Below are 16,973 nucleotides of genomic sequence, written 5' to 3' on the forward strand. Positions count from 1 at the left end.
GTCCACGGAGTGTCAAACCCGGACGTTGATCTTCGGCCAATTCCCCTGGCATACCCGGCCGGTGGGCGGGTAACCGGTCTGCCTGCCGCTTTGCCGCCGCCACCGCGGCGGACGGCCTCCCGCCGACGGCCCGTCAGAACCCGTCCGCTATCGTCACGGTCGGCGAAAATCAGCCCTGCCACGCGGGTTGGGGCCCCGGGGGACGGGGCAAGTCCTTTACGCACTCCGCACGAGCGACCACACTGAGTCCGGATGGAGTGGTGGGGACACGGGGGGCACGGGCCGGTTTCCGCCCGGAGCCGTCGCCGGTTCCGACCCGAATCCCCGCCACGAATCGAGGAAGTGAGTCCGGTGGCCTTCTCCGTCTCCGCCCTGGTCCTGTTCGGCATCATCGTTGCGATCTTCATCCGCAACAAGCAACTGAAGCCCGGCCACGCCGTGATCGCGGCCCTGTTCGGCTTCATGCTCAACCAGTCGAACATGGCCGCCCCGATCAGCCAGTTCCTGGAGTCCGTCTCCAAGGCCATCTCCGGCATCGCGGGCTGACCGGCCCGACCCCGGAGAACGCCCTCCGGCGGACGGAAGACACCCTCCGACCGTCCGAAGGTCCCACCCGCGGGTGACCAGGGTCACCCGATCCGTCACGCCAGGTCAGCGCCCGGGCGCGCACGGTGGCCGAAGTCGCCCACCGTACGCCGTTCGTGGGCGCACCGTCATGATCCCGTACGCACAGCGCAGCCCGGTGGTGGCGCAGCGTGACCTGGCGGACCGTCAGCCCCCTCCCGAGCTCGGGGACGGGGCCTTTCGGCGCTTGCCAGCTTCGCGAGCCGTGGGTTTTGCTTCCTCCGCAACCCGGACATCGGCCGGGTGGGCCACCGAGCGGAACGCCTAGTCCTGCCGCCGTCCGGTGCCGACCAGACACCACGCCACGGCAGGAGCGGGGGAACCACAGGTAGTACGCCGGACCCGGAACGCACGGGACCGGCTCGGGGTGAAGCCGCGGAGAACGCGGCCGGGCAACTCTCGCCCGAACCCGACAGCTCACCTCGCAGGCGTCGGAGAGGAACAGCTTCATGTCCGCTCAGGGCAAGCACCGCAAGCAGCGCCTGGCCACCGTCGCCCGCATCGCCATCGCCGCCGGAGTCGTCGGCGCCGCCGTCGGCCTCCCGGTCAGCGCCGCCTCCGCGCACGGCACCACCGACCACCAGGACGGCGGCCGCCAGTGGGCCAACGTCTCGGTCGACGCGACCCCGGTCGCCGACACCACCGCCGAGCAGGCCGCCCCGGCCGCCGCGCAGACCTACAAGGTCGCGTCCGGCGACACCCTCTCCAAGATCGCCACCGCGAAGAACGTGGACGGCGGCTGGGAGAAGCTCTACCAGGACAACCGCTCGGTCATCGGCGGCAACCCGAACCTGATCTACCCGGGCCAGCAGCTGACCGTCAACGGCAAGGCCGCCGCGACGACCCCGTCCTCCTCGGACGCCGCGGCCACCACCGCGGCCCCGAAGGCCTCGACCAAGTCGAGCGGCACCGCCGCCGCGAAGACCCAGACCCGGACCCAGGTCCAGGCGCAGACCCAGACGCAGAAGTCGACCACCCCGTCGTCCTCCTCCGCGAAGCCGTCGACCACCACCGCCACCACCTCGGCGAGCTCCACCTCCGGCTACGTCGCCCCCGCGCCGGGCGGCGTCACCACCGGTTACAAGGTGGCGGGCTCCAACTGGTCCAGCGGCTACCACACCGGCATCGACTTCCCGGTCGCCACCGGCACCAGCCTGAAGGCCGTCGCCAACGGCACCGTGGTCTCGGCCGGCAACGGCGGCGCCTACGGCAACCAGGTCGTCATCAAGCTCGCCGACGGCAAGTACGCCCAGTACGCGCACCTGTCCTCGATCTCCGTCTCGGCCGGCCAGACCGTGACCGCGGGCCAGCAGATCGGCCTCTCCGGCGCCACCGGCAACGTGACCGGTCCGCACCTGCACTTCGAGATCCGCACCACCCCGGACTACGGCTCCGACATCGACCCCGTCGCCTACCTGGCGGCCCACGGCGTCAACGTCTGACCCCCGGCACCACCCGAAGGCCCCGCGATCCGCTGCGCGGGGCCTTCGGGCTTTCCGGGCGCACGGGGAACGGCGAGGGCCCCGACCGCGGCGCGGTCGGGGCCCTCTCGTGGAGCGGGTGACGAGAATCGAACTCGCGTGACCAGTTTGGAAGACTGGGGCTCTACCATTGAGCTACACCCGCAACGCAACGTCCGCCGCCAACCCGTGGGGTGGTGCGGACGGCCCCAGCGTACCTGGTCGGGTCGGTGGATTGCACACTCCTTCCCCGTTGTCGCTCGCCGATATCGCCCCGGCCGGGGGCGGGTCGACGTGTACTCTTCTGCTCGGCACCACGGGGTGTGGCGCAGGTTGGTAGCGCGTCCGCTTTGGGAGCGGAAGGCCGTCGGTTCGAATCCGGTCACCCCGACCGTGTGCGGCAGGGTCTCGTCAGCGGGCGGGGCCCTGTTGTCGTTGCGGCGGGACCGCGGCGGCAGTCGCCCCCCGTCCTCCGCCCACCCAGGTGCCGGGCACAGTCGCTTTCGTGGTACCGGTAGGATGGATCGCTGGCGGTAGTACGGACAGCAATGCAGCCCCAACCGCCTATCGCCCTGACCGCAAGCCCCCTAGGAGACCCAACCGTGAAGAGCGCCGTCGAGACTCTGAACCCCACTCGGGTTCGACTCACCGTCGAGGTGCCCTTCGAGGAGCTCAAGCCCAGCCTCGACGCGGCGTACAAGAAGATCAACCAGCAGGTCACCGTTCCGGGTTTCCGCAAGGGCAAGATCCCGAACAAGGTGATCGACCAGCGCTTCGGTCGTGGCGCGGTGCTGGAGGAGGCCGTCAACGACGCGCTTCCGCGCTTCTACACGCAGGCCGTCGACGAGGGCCAGATCGACGTCCTGGGCCAGCCCGACATCACCGAGATCGAGGGTGTCGAGAACCTGGTCGACGGCGGTGACCTCAAGTTCACCGCCGAGGTCGACGTGCGCCCCGAGGTCACCCTGCCCGAGTTCTCCGAGATCGAGGTCGTGGTCGACCCGATCGAGGTCAGCGACGAGGACGTCGAGAAGTCCCTGGAGCAGCTGCGCGAGCGCTTCGCCTCCGTCAAGGACGTCGAGCGCGCCGCCGCCGAGGGCGACATCGTCGTGATCGACCTGGAGGCCAAGGTCGACGGTGAGGTGCCGGAGGACGGCACCGCCACCGGCGTGAGCTACGAGATCGGCTCCGGCCGCCTGCTGGACGGCATCGACGAGGCCGTCATCGGCCTGTCGGCCGGCGAGTCCAAGACCTTCACCACCACCCTCAAGGGCGGCACCCAGGTCGGCAAGGACTCCGAGGTCACCGTCACTGTGACCACCGTCCAGGAGAAGGAACTCCCCGAGCTGGACGACGAGTTCGCGCAGCTGGCGAGCGAGTTCGACACCCTGGAGGAGCTCCGCGCCGACTCCGTCAAGCGCCTGGAGCGCATGAAGGAGTTCGACCAGGCCACCCAGGCCCAGGAGAAGGTCCTCGACGAGCTGCTCGCGCGCGTCGAGATGGAGTACCCGGAGAAGCTGCTCGCGGACGAGATCGGCACCCGCAAGCACAACCTGGAGCACCACCAGCTGGAGCCGATGGGCCTGACCCTCGACACCTACCTCGCCTCCCAGGACAAGTCCCGCGAGGACTACGACAAGGAGACCGAGGAGCAGGCGAAGAAGGGCATCAAGACCCAGTTCGTGCTGGACCAGATCGTCAAGAACGAGGAGCTGGGCGTCAACCAGGAGGAGCTCACCGAGCACCTCATCCGTCGCGCCGCCGGCTCCGGCCTGACCCCGGACCAGTTCGCCCAGCAGGTCGTCCAGGGCGGCCAGGTGCAGCTGCTGGTCGGCGAGGTCGCCCGCGGCAAGGCGCTGGCCCTGGTGGTCGAGGCCGCCAAGGTGACCGACACCAACGGCGAGACCGTCTCCTTCGAGGACGACGAGGAGGAGACCACCGAGGCCGCCGAGGCCGCCGCGGAGGAGACCTCCGAGGAGTCCGCCGAGGCCTGAGCCTCCTGACCGCCGGTCCGCCGGCGGGCACCCGCACCGGGAACGGGCCCGGACACCGCACGGTGTCCGGGCCCGTTCGGCTTGCCCCGGCACGGGTGGTGCGGGTCCGTGCCGCTCACCCTGCGCTCACAGCGAACAGTTCTGCGTGGGGGATTCAGCGACGGGGCCTGCGCGTTAGGGTCGTTGAACAGCGACACACACAGATCGACTGAGCAGGTGGCTAAGTGACGTTCCCGCAGATGCAGATGCCTGGCCTGATGGCACCGCACGCCGCCGGCGGCGACGTGGGTGGCGGCCTGGGCGACCAGGTCTACAACCGGCTGCTCAACGAGCGCATCATCTTCCTCGGCCAGCAGGTCGACGACGACATCGCCAACAAGATCACCGCCCAGCTGCTGCTGCTCGCGGCGGACCCGGACAAGGACATCTACCTCTACATCAACTCCCCGGGTGGATCCATCTCGGCGGGCATGGCGATCTACGACACCATGCAGTACATCAAGAACGACGTGGTGACCATCGCGATGGGCATGGCGGCGTCGATGGGCCAGTTCCTGCTGACCGCGGGCGCCAAGGGCAAGCGCTTCTCGCTGCCGAACGCCAACATCCTGATGCACCAGCCCTCCGCGGGCCTCGGCGGTTCCGCCACCGACATCCGGATCCAGGCCGAGCAGCTGCTGCGCACCAAGAAGCGGATGTCGGAGCTCATCGCCTTCCACAGCGGCCAGTCCTTCGACCAGATCACCGCGGACTCCGACCGCGACCGCTGGTTCACCCCGGAGGAGGCCAAGGCGTACGGCCTGATCGACGAGATCATGCACAGCGCCGCGGACGTCCCGGGCGGCGGCGGCACCGGCGCCGGCCTGGCCGGCTGACCGGCAACGCATCCCTGACCGCACGCTTCGGAGGACCAGAAACCATGAACATCCCCAGCCTGTCGGGCGCCAAGGCCCGCCTGGAGGACATGCGCGCCGAGGGCCGCTACATCGTCCCGCGCTTCGTCGAGCGCACCTCGCAGGGCATCCGCGAGTACGACCCGTACGCCAAGCTGTTCGAGGAGCGCATCATCTTCCTCGGTTCGCAGGTGGACGACGTCTCGGCGAACGACATCATGGCGCAGCTGATCTGCCTGGAGTCGATGGACCCGGACCGGGACATCTCGCTCTACATCAACTCGCCCGGCGGCTCGTTCACCGCGCTGACCGCGATCTACGACACCATGCAGTTCGTGAAGCCGGACATCCAGACGGTCTGCATGGGCCAGGCCGCCTCGGCCGCCGCGGTGATCCTGGCCGCGGGCACCCCCGGCAAGCGCCTCGCGCTGCCGAACGCCCGGGTGCTGATCCACCAGCCGTACACCGAGACCGGCCGCGGTCAGGTGTCGGACCTGGAGATCCAGGCCAAGGAGATCTTCCGGATGCGCGAGCAGCTGGAGACCATGCTGGCCAAGCACTCGACCAAGACGGTCGACCAGGTCCGCGAGGACATCGAGCGCGACAAGATCCTCACCGCCGAGGAGTCGCTGGAGTACGGGCTGATCGACCAGATCGTCTCGACCCGGAAGAACTCGTACACCGACTGACCCGCCGCCCCGGGGTGGTGCGTACGTGACGTACGCACCACCCCGGGGCGTTCCGGTCCGGGCGTCCGTCCCGCACAATGGGCAGTCGGGTCCATGCGCCCGCGACGGCATCTGTTCGGTATCAATTCGCCCAGGGCGTAGGGCAGAGCGGTCGAAGTCGGCGGAAACAGCGGCTCGGCAGAGTACCGTCGGATACCAGACCGACCGCCGACGGCGAAGCCGGTCTCACAGCACCAGGCCCCGACCCCCGCGGGGCCCCTGGCGAAGGGGAAGCACCTCGTGGCACGCATCGGAGACGGTGGCGACCTGCTCAAGTGCTCGTTCTGCGGCAAGTCGCAGAAGCAGGTGAAGAAGCTGATCGCCGGGCCAGGCGTGTACATCTGCGATGAGTGCATCGACCTGTGCAACGAGATCATCGAGGAGGAGCTCGCCGAGAGCTCCGAGGTGCGCTTCGAGGAACTCCCGAAGCCCCGCGAGATCTACGAGTTCCTCGACCAGTACGTGGTCGGCCAGGACCTCGCCAAGAAGGCGCTGTCGGTCGCGGTCTACAACCACTACAAGCGCGTCCAGGCCGGTGAGGCCGGGCGCTCCGGCAGCGGCCGGGACGACGCGATCGAGCTGGCCAAGTCCAACATCCTGCTGCTGGGCCCGACCGGCTCCGGCAAGACGCTGCTGGCGCAGACCCTGGCCCGGATGCTGAACGTGCCGTTCGCGATCGCGGACGCCACGGCGCTGACCGAGGCCGGCTACGTCGGCGAGGACGTCGAGAACATCCTGCTGAAGCTGATCCAGGCGGCCGACTACGACGTCAAGAAGGCCGAGACCGGGATCATCTACATCGACGAGATCGACAAGGTCGCCCGCAAGAGCGAGAACCCGTCGATCACCCGGGACGTCTCCGGCGAGGGCGTGCAGCAGGCGCTGCTGAAGATCCTGGAGGGCACCACCGCCTCGGTGCCGCCGCAGGGCGGCCGCAAGCACCCGCACCAGGAGTTCATCCAGATCGACACCACCAACGTGCTGTTCATCGTGGGCGGTGCGTTCGCGGGCCTGGAGCGGATCATCGAGGGCCGGGCCGGCGCCAAGGGCATCGGCTTCGGCGCGACCATCCGCTCCAAGCGCGAGGTCGACTCGGCGGACCACTTCCGCCAGGTGATGCCGGAGGACCTGGTGAAGTTCGGGATGATCCCGGAGTTCATCGGCCGCCTCCCCGTCATCACCAGCGTGCACAACCTGGACCGCGAGGCGCTGCTGCAGATCCTCACCGAGCCGAAGAACGCGCTGGTGAAGCAGTACCGCAAGCTGTTCGAACTCGACGGCGTGGAGCTGGAGTTCACCCGGGACGCGCTGGAGGCGATCGCCGACCAGGCGATCCTGCGCGGCACCGGCGCACGCGGTCTGCGGGCCATCATGGAGGAGGTGCTGATGTCCGTGATGTACGAGGTCCCGTCCCGGCAGGACGTCGCCCGCGTGGTGGTCACCGGGGACGTCGTCTCCAAGCACGCCATCCCGACCCTCGTCCCGCGCGACATGATCAAGCGCGAGCGCCGGGACAAGAGCGCCTGATCCGCCGCCCGGCCGACGGCTGACGCAGCAGGGCCCCGCACCGTCCGACGGTGCGGGGCCCTGCTGCGTCGTGCTGGCCGAACTGCCTTGCGGAGAGCGTTACTTGACGACCTCGGCGGCCTGCCGGAGCTCGCGGGCGTCGGCGGCGATCTTGTCCAGGGGGACCTCGCCGTCCGCGGACTCCTCGATCACGTACATCACGGTCGAGTAGTCGGCCCAGAGGCAGAAGTTGGTCTTCTCGCCGCTGGAGTCGGTGCCGGTGGCGCAGTCCATCTTGCCGCCGAGCGGGCCCGGGTCCACCGACTTGCGCTGGCCGACCTTGTCGCCGTCGCGCTCCATCGCCCTGAACTCGGCGTCGAGCTGGGCCTTGGGGTTGCTGAACTTGCCGTAGTAGCCGCCGGCCTGGACGGCCCGGCTCCGGTCGTCGGCGACGTAGACCGCGGCGGCCGTGCCCTCGGGCGCCTCGCTGTTGGAGGCGGTGTCCTTGCGGATCTGGTCGGCGATCTCCTGGGCGGAGTCGGCGTTGGCCGAGCCGTCCATGCCCTGGAAGCTGGCCGGCACGGACAGCTTGTACTTGCCGGTCTTCGAGACGGTGTCGTAGGCGAAGTAGCCGATCACGCCGACGCCGGCCAGGATCACCGCGGACACGATCGACAGCGTGATCCACAGGCCCTTGCGGGACTTCCGCGGCGGAGCCGGGTAGCCGGGGAAGCCGCCCGCCGGGTACCCGGCGGGCGCACCGGCCGGGTAGCCCTGCTGGGGCGGGACCGCCCCGCCGCCCCAGGGCTGCTGGGGCTGCTGCTGCGGGTAGCCGTATCCGGGCTGCGGGGCGGCCCCGCCCTGCGGGGGTACGGGGGCGCCGGGGGCCGGCGGCGGCCCGAAACCGGGCTGCGGCGGGCCGAACTGGTTGTCGGACACGGCTGGGACTCCGTTCGCGCGTGGAGGTGGTGCTGGGGGTCTACTTGGCGACGGTCGAGGCGTCGCGCAGCTGGCGGGCCAGCGCGGCCGTCTCGCTGACCGAGAGCTGCTTGCCCTTCGGGTCCAGGTTGTTGGCGGTCACCGTGCCGATGGTGGAGTGCGTCGCGAAGATGCACACCGGAATGGTCTCCTTGGAGTCCGCCTCGTCGGAGCCGAGCAGGCCGCAGCTCAGCTTGCTGCCCGGGTCCTTCGAGTCCTGGGCGTCGACGGCGGACAGCTTCTGCTTCCAGACCGCCTTGCCGCCCTCGCCCTCGTCCGCGGAGCCGTTCATCGCCTCGTCGAGCTTGCCGGCCACGGCGTCGATCGCCTTGCCGGGGTCGTCGACCTTGCCCCAACTGCCGCCGAAGCTGGCCAGGTTGGTGGTGCTCTTCTGGTAGGTGACGCTCAGCGAGCCCTCGAAGGTGCCCACCCCGTCCAGGCCCTTCAGCGAGCCCTTCTCGCTGGACGACTTCTTGGTGTAGCCCGCCACGCTGTCCTGCGCCGCGAGCTTGTACTTGCCCACGGTGTCGGAGCCGGCGTTGCTGCCGCCCTTCAGGCCCCACCAGACGCCGCCGCCGATCACGGCCAGGCCCACGACGACCACCAGGGCGATGATCCCGCCCTTGCCCTTGGACGGAGCGGGCGGCGGGTAGCCGCCGTAGCCGGGCTGCTGGGGCGCGCCGCCCCACTGCTGCGGGGGCGCCGGGGGCTGCCCGTAGCCGGGCTGCGGGGCCGGGGGCTGCTGCTGGGGGTAGCCGTATCCGGGCTGCTGCTGCGGAGCGCCGTAGGCCGGCGGCTGCGGAGCGCCGTACGCGGGCGGCTGGCCGCCGCCGTAGCCGGGCTGCGGCGGGGGCGCGCCGTAAGGCTGCTGCGGTTGCCCCTGCGGATACTGCTGCGGTCCCTGCCCCTGGCCGTACATCAGTCGTCAGTCTCCCCCGCCGCTTACGAGTTCCGCGGCCGTCTGGTTCGGTCGGTTGGTCGAGTAAGCGGCACGCTATCGTACGGCCCCCCCACCACGCCCGAGTGGTCCGGACACAATCGGTTCGTAACCGCGGTCCGGCCTTCCGTAAACTGTGCGTCGTGACCGACACGACGAACCAGCGCCCCGCGAGCTCTCACCCCGGGGACGACGCAGCCACCCTCCCGACGACCTACGCCCCGGCCGAGGTAGAGGGCGAGCTGTACGAGCGCTGGGTGGAGCGCGGTTACTTCACGGCCGACGCGAAGAGCGAGAAGCCGGCGTACACCATCGTCATCCCGCCGCCGAACGTCACGGGCGCCCTGCACCTGGGCCACGCCTTCCAGCACACGCTGATGGACGCGCTGACCCGCCGCAAGCGGATGCTCGGCTTCGAGGCGCTCTGGCTCCCGGGCATGGACCACGCGGGCATCGCCACCCAGAACAAGGTGGAGCAGCAGCTCGCCGAGGCCGGCCTGTCCCGGCACGACCTGGGCCGGGAGGCCTTCGTCGACAAGGTCTGGGAGTGGAAGGAGAACTACGGCGGGCGGATCCTCGGCCAGATGCGCCGCCTCGGCGACGGCGTGGACTGGTCCCGCGAGCGCTTCACCATGGACGAGGGCCTCTCCCAGGCCGTCCAGACCATCTTCAAGAAGCTCTTCGACGACGGCCTGATCTACCGCGCCGAGCGCATCATCAACTGGTGCCCGCGCTGCCTGACCGCGCTGTCCGACATCGAGGTCGAGCACGAGAACGTCCCCGGCGAGCTGGTCTCGATCCGCTACGGCGACGGCGAGGACTCGATCGTGGTCGCCACCACCCGCGCCGAGACCCTGCTGGGCGACACCGCGGTGGCCGTCCACCCGTCCGACGAGCGCTACGCGCACCTGGTCGGCCGCACCATCAAGCTGCCGCTGACCGACCGCGAGATCCCGGTCGTCGCGGACGAGCACGTCGACCCGGAGTTCGGCACCGGCGCCGTCAAGGTGACGCCCGCGCACGACCCGAACGACTTCGCCATCGGCCAGCGCCACGACCTGCCGAACCTGACGGTGATGGACGAGCGCGGCGTGATCACCGTGCACGGCCCGTTCCTCGGCCTGGACCGGCTGGAGGCGCGCTCCGCCGTGGTCGGCGCGCTGCGCGAGCAGGGGCGCGTCGTCGCCGAGAAGCGCCCCTACGAGCACGCGGTCGGCCACTGCTCCCGCTGCCACACCGTGGTCGAGCCGCGGCTGTCGCTGCAGTGGTGGGTCAAGGTCGCCCCGCTGGCGAAGGCCGCGGGCGACGCGGTCCGCGACGGCCGGGTCGAGATCCACCCGAAGGAGCTGGAGCGCCGCTACTTCGACTGGGTCGACAACATGTACGACTGGTGCATCTCGCGCCAGCTCTGGTGGGGCCACCGCATCCCGGTCTGGTACGGCCCCGACGGCGAGGTCGTCTGCGTCGGCCCGGACGAGCAGCCCCCCACCGGCGAGGGCTGGGTCCAGGACCCGGACGTCCTGGACACCTGGTTCTCCTCCGGCCTGTGGCCGTTCTCCACCCTCGGCTGGCCGGAGCGGACGGCCGACCTGGAGAAGTTCTACCCGACCGACGTGCTGCTGACCGGCCACGACATCATCTTCTTCTGGGTCGCCCGGATGATGATGTTCGGCCTGTACGCGATGGACGGCGAGATCCCGTTCAGGACCATCGCGCTGACCGGCCTGGTCCGCGACGAGTTCGGCAAGAAGATGTCGAAGTCCTCCGGCACCGCCGTCGACCCGCTGGACTGGATGGACGCCTACGGCGCCGACGCGGTCCGCTTCACCCTGGCCCGCGGCGCCAACCCCGGCGCCGACGTGCCGATCGGCGAGGACTGGGTCAAGGGCTCGCGGAACTTCTGCAACAAGATCTGGAACGCCACCCGCTTCGCCCTGATGAACGGCGCCACCGTCCGGGGCCCGCTGCCCGCGCCGGAGGAGCTCACCGCCGCGGACCGCTGGATCCTGTCCCGGCTGAACGCCACGGTCGCCGAAGTCGACGCGCTGTACGAGGACTTCGAGTTCGCCAAGGTCTCCGACGCGCTGTTCCACTTCGCCTGGGACGAGGTCTTCGACTGGTACGTCGAGCTCTCCAAGACCACGCTGAACAAGGGCGGCGCGCAGGCCGACCACGCCCGCCGCGTCCTCGGCGAGGTGCTCGACGTGACGCTGCGCCTGCTGCACCCGATCGTCCCGTTCGTCACCGACGCGCTGTGGACGACGCTCACCGGCGCCGAGTCGGTGGTCGTCGCCGAGTGGCCGAAGGACTCCGGCTACCGGGACGCCGACGCCGAGTCGGAGATCGCCCAGCTGCAGCAACTGGTCACCGAGGTCCGTCGGTTCCGCAACGACCAGAACCTGAACGCCACCCAGAAGGTCCCGGCCCGGCTGGGGCTGGCCGGCCACCGGCTGGAGGTGCACGAGGCCGCGATCCGCTCGCTGCTGCGCCTGACGCCGCCGGAGGAGGGCTTCCACGCCACCGCCTCGCTGCCGGTGGCCGGGGCCACCGTCGAGCTCGACCTGTCCGGCACCATCGACGTCCCGGCCGAACGCAAGCGCCTGCAGAAGGACCTGGCGGCGGCCGAGAAGGAGAAGGCGCAGGCCACCGGCAAGCTCGGCAACGAGGCCTTCCTGGCCAAGGCGCCGGACGAGGTGGTCGCCAAGATCCGCACCCGGCTGGCGGCCGCCGAGGCCGACGTCGAGCGGATCACCGCCCAGCTCGCGGCGCTGCCGCAGGGCTGACCGCGCGTCAGGAAGGGCCGTCGCTCCCCCCGGGGGCGGCGGCCCTCCGCCTTTTCCCGAGTTCTTCCCGGCGGTCTGTCAATTCCCTTGCCCGCGCGTCGCGGTGCGGATCGCGCACCCCCTATTCGGCGTCATTCCCGGGCAATTGGCGTTCCGCGCCAATTGGAATGCATTGCGCCGACCATCCCCGCGCGTTCAGCGACCTTTGCACTTCCGGTGTGTACGGTGGGCGACGTTCCCATTCGGGCGGGGCACGAACGGAGGGTGCGCGCATGATGGCGACCGGGGAGTTGGTCGACGAACTTCCGGACGAACTTCCGAGGGAAGAAGTGGAGGCGGCCAAGGCCAGGGCGGCGACCCTGCTGCTGGCATTCCGGCACGGCAACCAGGTCGCCTTCGACACCGAGCTGGACCGGCTGCTGGCCGAGCACGTCGAGCGCGAGGTGGCCACCCTGCTGGTCTGGATCGCCGCCGAGGCGGTCCGCAAGGCGTACGCCCCCGAGGTCGCCGACCGGGTGCTGCGCGGCCTGGCCCGGCGCGCCCCGCAGGACACCTCCCGGGTGCCGGTGGACGAGGAGGCCGCGGGCGCCGCCCTGCTGCTGGAGGCCGTCGCCGCGGGCGACGTCGACCGGGTGCGCACCCTGGTGGCGGGGACGCCCGACACCACCTACCTGCTGGGCGGCCTGGTGCAGGCGGTGGCGATGATGCTGCCGCTGCTGCCCGAGGGCGAGGCCGAGGAGATCGCCGCCGAGCTGCGCCGCCGGCACGCCGGCCGGCTGCCGACGCCCCGCGGCACGTACTGACGGATCGTCACTGCGCGCCCCGGAGCGGGTTCCCCGCTCCGGGGCGCGCGGCGCACCGCCTCAGGTCACGGCATCGCGTGCAGGTGCGAGCCGACGGTGTTGGCGATCTGGTTGCCCGCGGTGGCGTCCCAGTTGGTCGACCAGGTCATCGCACCGCCGATGGCCGGCCAGGTCTGGCCCGGCTTGAAGGAGCCGCAGCTGGTGCCGTAGGCCAGGCAGTCCAGTGCGCTGTTCACCACCGACGGGCTGACGTAGCCGCCGCCCGCCGCGCTGGTGGAGGCCGGGACGCCCAGGCCGACCTGGTCGGCGCGCAGGCCGCCCTGCAGCTGGATGCAGGCCAGGCCGGTGAGGAAGTTCTCGGTGCCCTGCGAGTACACGCCGCCGTCGCAGCCGAGCATCGCCCCGCTGTTGTAGTACTGCATGTTGACGATGGTCAGGATGTCCTTGGTGGCCAGCGCCAGCTTGAAGTACTCGCCGCCGGTGGACTGCATGCCGATGGTCTCCGGCGCCATGGTCAGCACGAAGCCGGAGCCGACCTTGGCCTGCAGCGCGTGCAGCGCCTGCGACATGTAGGTGGCGTTGACGCCGTTCTCCAGGTCGATGTCGATGCCGTCGAAGCCGTACTGCTGGATCAGGGCGTACGCCGAGTTGGCGAAGTTGGTCGCGGCGGTGGAGTTGGACACCGAGACGGTGCCGTTCTGCCCGCCGACCGAGATGACGACCTTCTTGCCCGCCGCCCGCTTGGCCGCGATGTCGGCCTTGAACTGGGCCTCGGTGTACCCGCCGAGCTTGGCGGAGAGCGTCGGGTCCAGGGTGAAGCTGATCCCGCCCTGCGTGCTGGTGGCGTCCGCGAAGGCCACCGCGATGATGTCGTACGCGGCCGGGACGTCGCTGATCCGCTGCGGGGTGGCGCCGTTGTAGAAGTCCTGCCAGTAGCCGGTGAGCAAGTGCTTCCTGGGCGGCGGTGGCGGCGTCGTGGTGCTCTGCGAGGGCGACGGCGAGGCGCTGACCGAGACGCTCGGCGAGGGGTCGACCACCGTCCCGGAGGGCGAGGGGGACGGGCTGGTGCCGGTGCCCGGCCCGACCAGCGAGACCTTGTCCACGGTGAACGGGGTCTGCCCGTACCAGCCGTGGAACCAGACCGACACCGAGGTGGTGGACGCGCCGGTGGTGAAGGTCGAGCTCAGGGTGTTCCAGCCGGAGTTGGAGCTCCAGGTGGACGGGTCGGTGCCGCCGGTGCCGGTGACGCCCGCGAACACGTAGCCGCCCTGCACCACGGCGCTCAGGGTGTAGGTCGAGTTCGGCAGCACGGCGACGGTCTGGCTGCAGTTGGCGTAGTCGGTGCCCGCCGGGGAGCCCTGCAGGTCCCAGCCGGTGGCGGCGTTGTTGACCGCGGTGACGGTCGGGCCGCAGGTCCACGGGCTGATGTGGTTGCCGGCCGAGAAGTCGCCGTTGACCACCACGTCGACGTTGGGCGCGACGCCGGCGGTGGCGGTGCCGGTGCCGGCCATCAGCAGGCCGGCCAGGCCGGTGGAGGCCGCGACCAGTCCGGCGAGCAGGGCCCGTCCGGTGCGCCGGTCCGGCCGCGGTTGGGGCTGTGGTGCACGCATGCCATCTCCATGTGGGGGAGTGTCGATGGGGGTGCGGTGCGGGGAGCTTCGAACGTGGAGCGGGTGGGAGCGACTACACGGTGGAGTAGACCAATTCCGGTGTCAAGAGGGCCCGCGCCCCGGGGCGCCCGTCCGGCCCGGGCGTACGGAGTCCTTAGACTGGCGGGGTGAGCGACAAGGCCGAGCCCAACCCCTACACCGTCCGTCCCGCCGACGCCGGCGGCACCGACCCCGAACTGCGCGCCGTCGAGGCCGAGCTGGCCACCCGCTGGCCGGAGAACAAGCTGGAGCCCTCGCTCGACCGGATCGAGGCGCTGATGGACATCCTCGGCCAGCCGCAGCGCTCCTACCCCTCCATCCACATCACCGGCACCAACGGCAAGACCTCCACCGCCCGGATGGTCGAGCAGCTGCTCGGCGCCTTCGAGCTGCGCACCGGCCGCTACACCTCCCCGCACGTGGAGTCCGTCACCGAGCGGATCAGCCTGGACGGCGCGCCGATCACCCCCGAGAAGTTCGTCGAGACCTACCGGGACATCGAGCCCTACGTGCAGATGGTGGACGCCGCCCAGCCGGTCGCGATGTCCTTCTTCGAGGTGCTCACCGGCATGGCGTACGCCGCCTTCGCCGACGCCCCGGTGGACGTCGCGGTGGTCGAGGTCGGCATGGGCGGCTCCTGGGACGCCACCAACGTGATCGACGCCCAGGTCGCCGTGATCACCCCGATCGGCCTGGACCACACCGACAAGCTGGGGGAGACCACCGGCGAGATCGCGGTCGAGAAGTCCGGCATCGTCAAGCCCGGCGCCCTCGCCGTGGTCGCCCAGCAGCAGCTGGACGCCGCCGAGACCATCCTGCGCCGCGCCGTCGAGGTGGACGCCACGGTGGCCCGCGAGGGCATGGAGTTCGGCGTGCTGCGCCGCGAGGTCGCGGTCGGCGGCCAGCTGGTGACCCTGCGCGGCCTCGGCGGCCACGAGTACCAGGACCTCTTCCTCCCGCTGCACGGCGACCACCAGGCGCAGAACGCCGCACTGGCGCTGACCGCCGTCGAGGCCTTCTTCGGCGTCGGCCAGGGCGGTGCCGAGCACCTGGACGAGGACAAGGTCCGGCAGGCGTTCTCCGGCGTCTCCTCCCCGGGCCGGCTGGAGGTCGTCCGGCGCAGCCCCACCGTCATCCTGGACGCCGCGCACAACCCGCACGGCGCGCAGGCCGCGGTCAACGCGCTCGGCGAGGCCTTCGGCTTCACCAAACTGGTCGGCGTGATCGGCACCAGCGGCGACAAGGACGTCACCGGCCTGCTGGAGGTGTTCGAGCCGATCCTCGCCGAGGTCGTGGTCACCCAGAACTCCACCCACCGCGCGATGCCGGTCGACCGGCTCGCCGCCCTCGCCGTCGAGGTCTTCGGCGAGGACCGGGTGCAGGTCGAGCCCCGCCTCGACGACGCGATCGACGCCGCCGTCACCCTGGCCGAGGAGGAGGACCTCGGCGGCGCCGGCGTCCTGGTCACCGGCTCCGTCATCACGGTGGGCGAGGCGCGCCTGCTGTTCGGAAGGAAGTAGCCGCCGATGCGCACCCTGTGCTCCTCCACGCTGATCGGCGAGGCCCTGCTGATCATGTTCGCCGGCCTGGTCGCGATGAAGCTCACCGACGTCGGCACCGGCACCATCTGGGCGGTCAGCGCGGTGGCGATCGCGCTGTGCGTGCTGCTCTGCGGCGTGATCACCCGCCCCGGCGCGGTGCACGTGGGCTGGGCGCTGCAGGTGGCCGTGCTGGCCAGCGGGCTGGTGCTGCCGACCATGTACGCCTTCGGCGTGGTCTTCGGCGGCCTGTGGTGGTGCTCGGTCCACTACGGCCGCAAGATCGACGTGCTCAAGGCCCAGCGGGCGGCCGCCCAGGCCGCGGCCGAGGCGGCCCCGGCCACCGCCTGAGCCGCCCGGCCGACGGACCCGGCCGCCCTGGTCAGCGGCCCCCGACCGGCCCGGCCACCCGGTCGGGGTAGTGTCGGGGGCACAGTCAAGGCCGATCGACACACTCCAGGAGCCGCCCCGTGTCCCAGCGCACTCTCGTCCTGCTCAAGCCCGACGCCGTGGAGCGCGGCCTGGCCGGCGAGATCATCAGCCGGATCGAGCGCAAGGCCGGCTGGCGGTTCGCTGCGATGGAGCTTCGCACCTTCGACCGCGCCACCCTGGAGCAGCACTACGCCGAGCACGTCGGCCGCGACTTCTACGAGCCGCTGCTGGCCTTCATGACCTCCGGCCCGTCGATCGCGCTGATCGTCGAGGGCGAGAACGTCGTCCCCGGCATCCGCGCGCTGGCCGGTGCGACCGACCCGCTGGCGGCCGGTGCGGGCACCATCCGCGGCGACTACGCGACCATCACCCGGGAGAACCTGATCCACGCCTCGGACTCCCCGGAGTCGGCCGAGCGCGAGATCAAGATCTTCTTCCCGGCCCACGCGTGAGGATCCTGTAGCGATCCGGTGCCCCGTGCCCACATCGGGCATGGGGCGCCGTTCCGGGGGAAGCCGCAGCTCAGGAGCCGGATGGCGGGTCCTGTTGCTCCCTCTGGGCGTTAATCGTCAAATCACGGAACCCTACCCTCCGACACGGCGTCCCAATGCCAGGAGAAGCCGATTCGCCCCCGGAGAATGGGCGGCA

General features: G+C 70.7%; 14 protein-coding genes, 2 tRNA genes and 1 riboswitch. Of the genes, 12 read left to right on the forward strand and 4 right to left on the reverse strand.

Annotation, left to right across the window (positions count from 1 at the left end; translation table 11 throughout):
• The first annotated feature begins 351 nt into the window (after positions 1-351).
• Both QSK52_RS22370 and QSK52_RS22375 read left to right on the forward strand, forming a co-directional pair.
• Positions 352-546, forward strand: coding sequence for a hypothetical protein (locus QSK52_RS22370; RefSeq protein WP_285737908.1), 195 nt, complete (start codon positions 352-354; stop codon positions 544-546).
• Between the two features lie 402 nt (positions 547-948).
• Positions 949-1,068: riboswitch (cyclic di-AMP (ydaO/yuaA leader) on the forward strand.
• A gap of 5 nt (positions 1,069-1,073) precedes the next feature.
• Positions 1,074-2,066 (forward strand): LysM peptidoglycan-binding domain-containing M23 family metallopeptidase, encoded by a 993-nt coding sequence (locus tag QSK52_RS22375; protein WP_285737909.1) that lies wholly within the window; start codon positions 1,074-1,076, stop codon positions 2,064-2,066.
• Between the two features lie 110 nt (positions 2,067-2,176).
• Here QSK52_RS22375 and QSK52_RS22380 read toward each other — a convergent pair.
• A tRNA-Gly gene (locus QSK52_RS22380) sits at positions 2,177-2,250 on the reverse strand.
• Between the two features lie 151 nt (positions 2,251-2,401).
• On the opposite strand from QSK52_RS22380, the gene QSK52_RS22385 reads away from it, so the two are divergent.
• The 5 genes from QSK52_RS22385 (at position 2,402) to clpX (ending at position 7,226) form a co-directional block, all read left to right on the forward strand.
• Positions 2,402-2,475: transfer RNA gene (locus QSK52_RS22385), tRNA-Pro, on the forward strand.
• Between the two features lie 211 nt (positions 2,476-2,686).
• The gene (tig, locus tag QSK52_RS22390; protein WP_285737910.1) at positions 2,687-4,078 is read left to right on the forward strand and encodes a trigger factor; all 1,392 of its coding nucleotides are present in this window, start codon (positions 2,687-2,689) and stop codon (positions 4,076-4,078) included.
• A gap of 245 nt (positions 4,079-4,323) precedes the next feature.
• Positions 4,324-4,953: an ATP-dependent Clp protease proteolytic subunit gene (locus QSK52_RS22395; RefSeq protein ID WP_285738023.1), complete on the forward strand. Its 630-nt coding sequence runs from the start codon at positions 4,324-4,326 to the stop codon at positions 4,951-4,953.
• Positions 4,954-4,997: 44 nt separating this feature from the next.
• Positions 4,998-5,660, forward strand: coding sequence for an ATP-dependent Clp protease proteolytic subunit (locus QSK52_RS22400; RefSeq protein WP_285737911.1), 663 nt, complete (start codon positions 4,998-5,000; stop codon positions 5,658-5,660).
• A gap of 279 nt (positions 5,661-5,939) precedes the next feature.
• Entirely contained in the window at positions 5,940-7,226 is a 1,287-nt protein-coding gene (clpX, locus tag QSK52_RS22405; RefSeq protein WP_033250235.1) for an ATP-dependent Clp protease ATP-binding subunit ClpX, read from the forward strand.
• Positions 7,227-7,325: 99 nt separating this feature from the next.
• Here the strand turns inward: clpX and QSK52_RS22410 are convergent, their stop codons facing one another.
• Together QSK52_RS22410 and QSK52_RS22415 are read right to left on the reverse strand one after the other, a co-directional pair.
• Positions 7,326-8,144 (reverse strand): hypothetical protein, encoded by an 819-nt coding sequence (locus QSK52_RS22410; RefSeq protein WP_285737912.1) that lies wholly within the window; start codon positions 8,142-8,144, stop codon positions 7,326-7,328.
• Between the two features lie 40 nt (positions 8,145-8,184).
• On the reverse strand, positions 8,185-9,102 hold the full coding sequence (locus QSK52_RS22415) for a hypothetical protein (protein WP_285737913.1): 918 nt from the start codon (positions 9,100-9,102) through the stop codon (positions 8,185-8,187).
• 161 nt (positions 9,103-9,263) lie between these two features.
• Here QSK52_RS22415 and QSK52_RS22420 point away from each other — a divergent pair, with 161 nt between their 5' ends.
• Entirely contained in the window at positions 9,264-11,903 is a 2,640-nt protein-coding gene (locus QSK52_RS22420) for a valine--tRNA ligase (protein WP_285737914.1), read from the forward strand.
• 272 nt (positions 11,904-12,175) lie between these two features.
• Complete coding sequence (locus QSK52_RS22425) at positions 12,176-12,706, forward strand: hypothetical protein (RefSeq protein ID WP_285737915.1); 531 nt, start codon at positions 12,176-12,178, stop codon at positions 12,704-12,706.
• Between the two features lie 65 nt (positions 12,707-12,771).
• On the opposite strand, the gene QSK52_RS22430 is transcribed toward QSK52_RS22425, so the two are convergent.
• Positions 12,772-14,316 carry a chitinase gene (locus QSK52_RS22430; protein ID WP_285737916.1) on the reverse strand — a complete coding sequence of 515 codons (1,545 nt, stop codon included), beginning with the start codon at positions 14,314-14,316 and terminating at the stop codon, positions 12,772-12,774.
• Between the two features lie 167 nt (positions 14,317-14,483).
• Between QSK52_RS22430 and folC the strand changes: the two genes are divergently transcribed.
• The 3 genes from folC (at position 14,484) to ndk (ending at position 16,777) form a co-directional block, all read left to right on the forward strand.
• Positions 14,484-15,875: a bifunctional tetrahydrofolate synthase/dihydrofolate synthase gene (gene folC, locus QSK52_RS22435; protein ID WP_285737917.1), complete on the forward strand. Its 1,392-nt coding sequence runs from the start codon at positions 14,484-14,486 to the stop codon at positions 15,873-15,875.
• A 6-nt stretch (positions 15,876-15,881) separates the two neighbouring features.
• Positions 15,882-16,244, forward strand: coding sequence for a DUF4233 domain-containing protein (locus tag QSK52_RS22440; protein ID WP_285737918.1), 363 nt, complete (start codon positions 15,882-15,884; stop codon positions 16,242-16,244).
• A 119-nt stretch (positions 16,245-16,363) separates the two neighbouring features.
• The gene (gene ndk, locus QSK52_RS22445) at positions 16,364-16,777 is read left to right on the forward strand and encodes a nucleoside-diphosphate kinase (protein WP_285737919.1); all 414 of its coding nucleotides are present in this window, start codon (positions 16,364-16,366) and stop codon (positions 16,775-16,777) included.
• Positions 16,778-16,973 lie beyond the last annotated feature (196 nt).

Origin of the sequence: Kitasatospora phosalacinea (assembly GCF_030268885.1) — a bacterium.
Classification (GTDB): Bacteria; Actinomycetota; Actinomycetes; order Streptomycetales; family Streptomycetaceae; genus Kitasatospora; species Kitasatospora phosalacinea_C.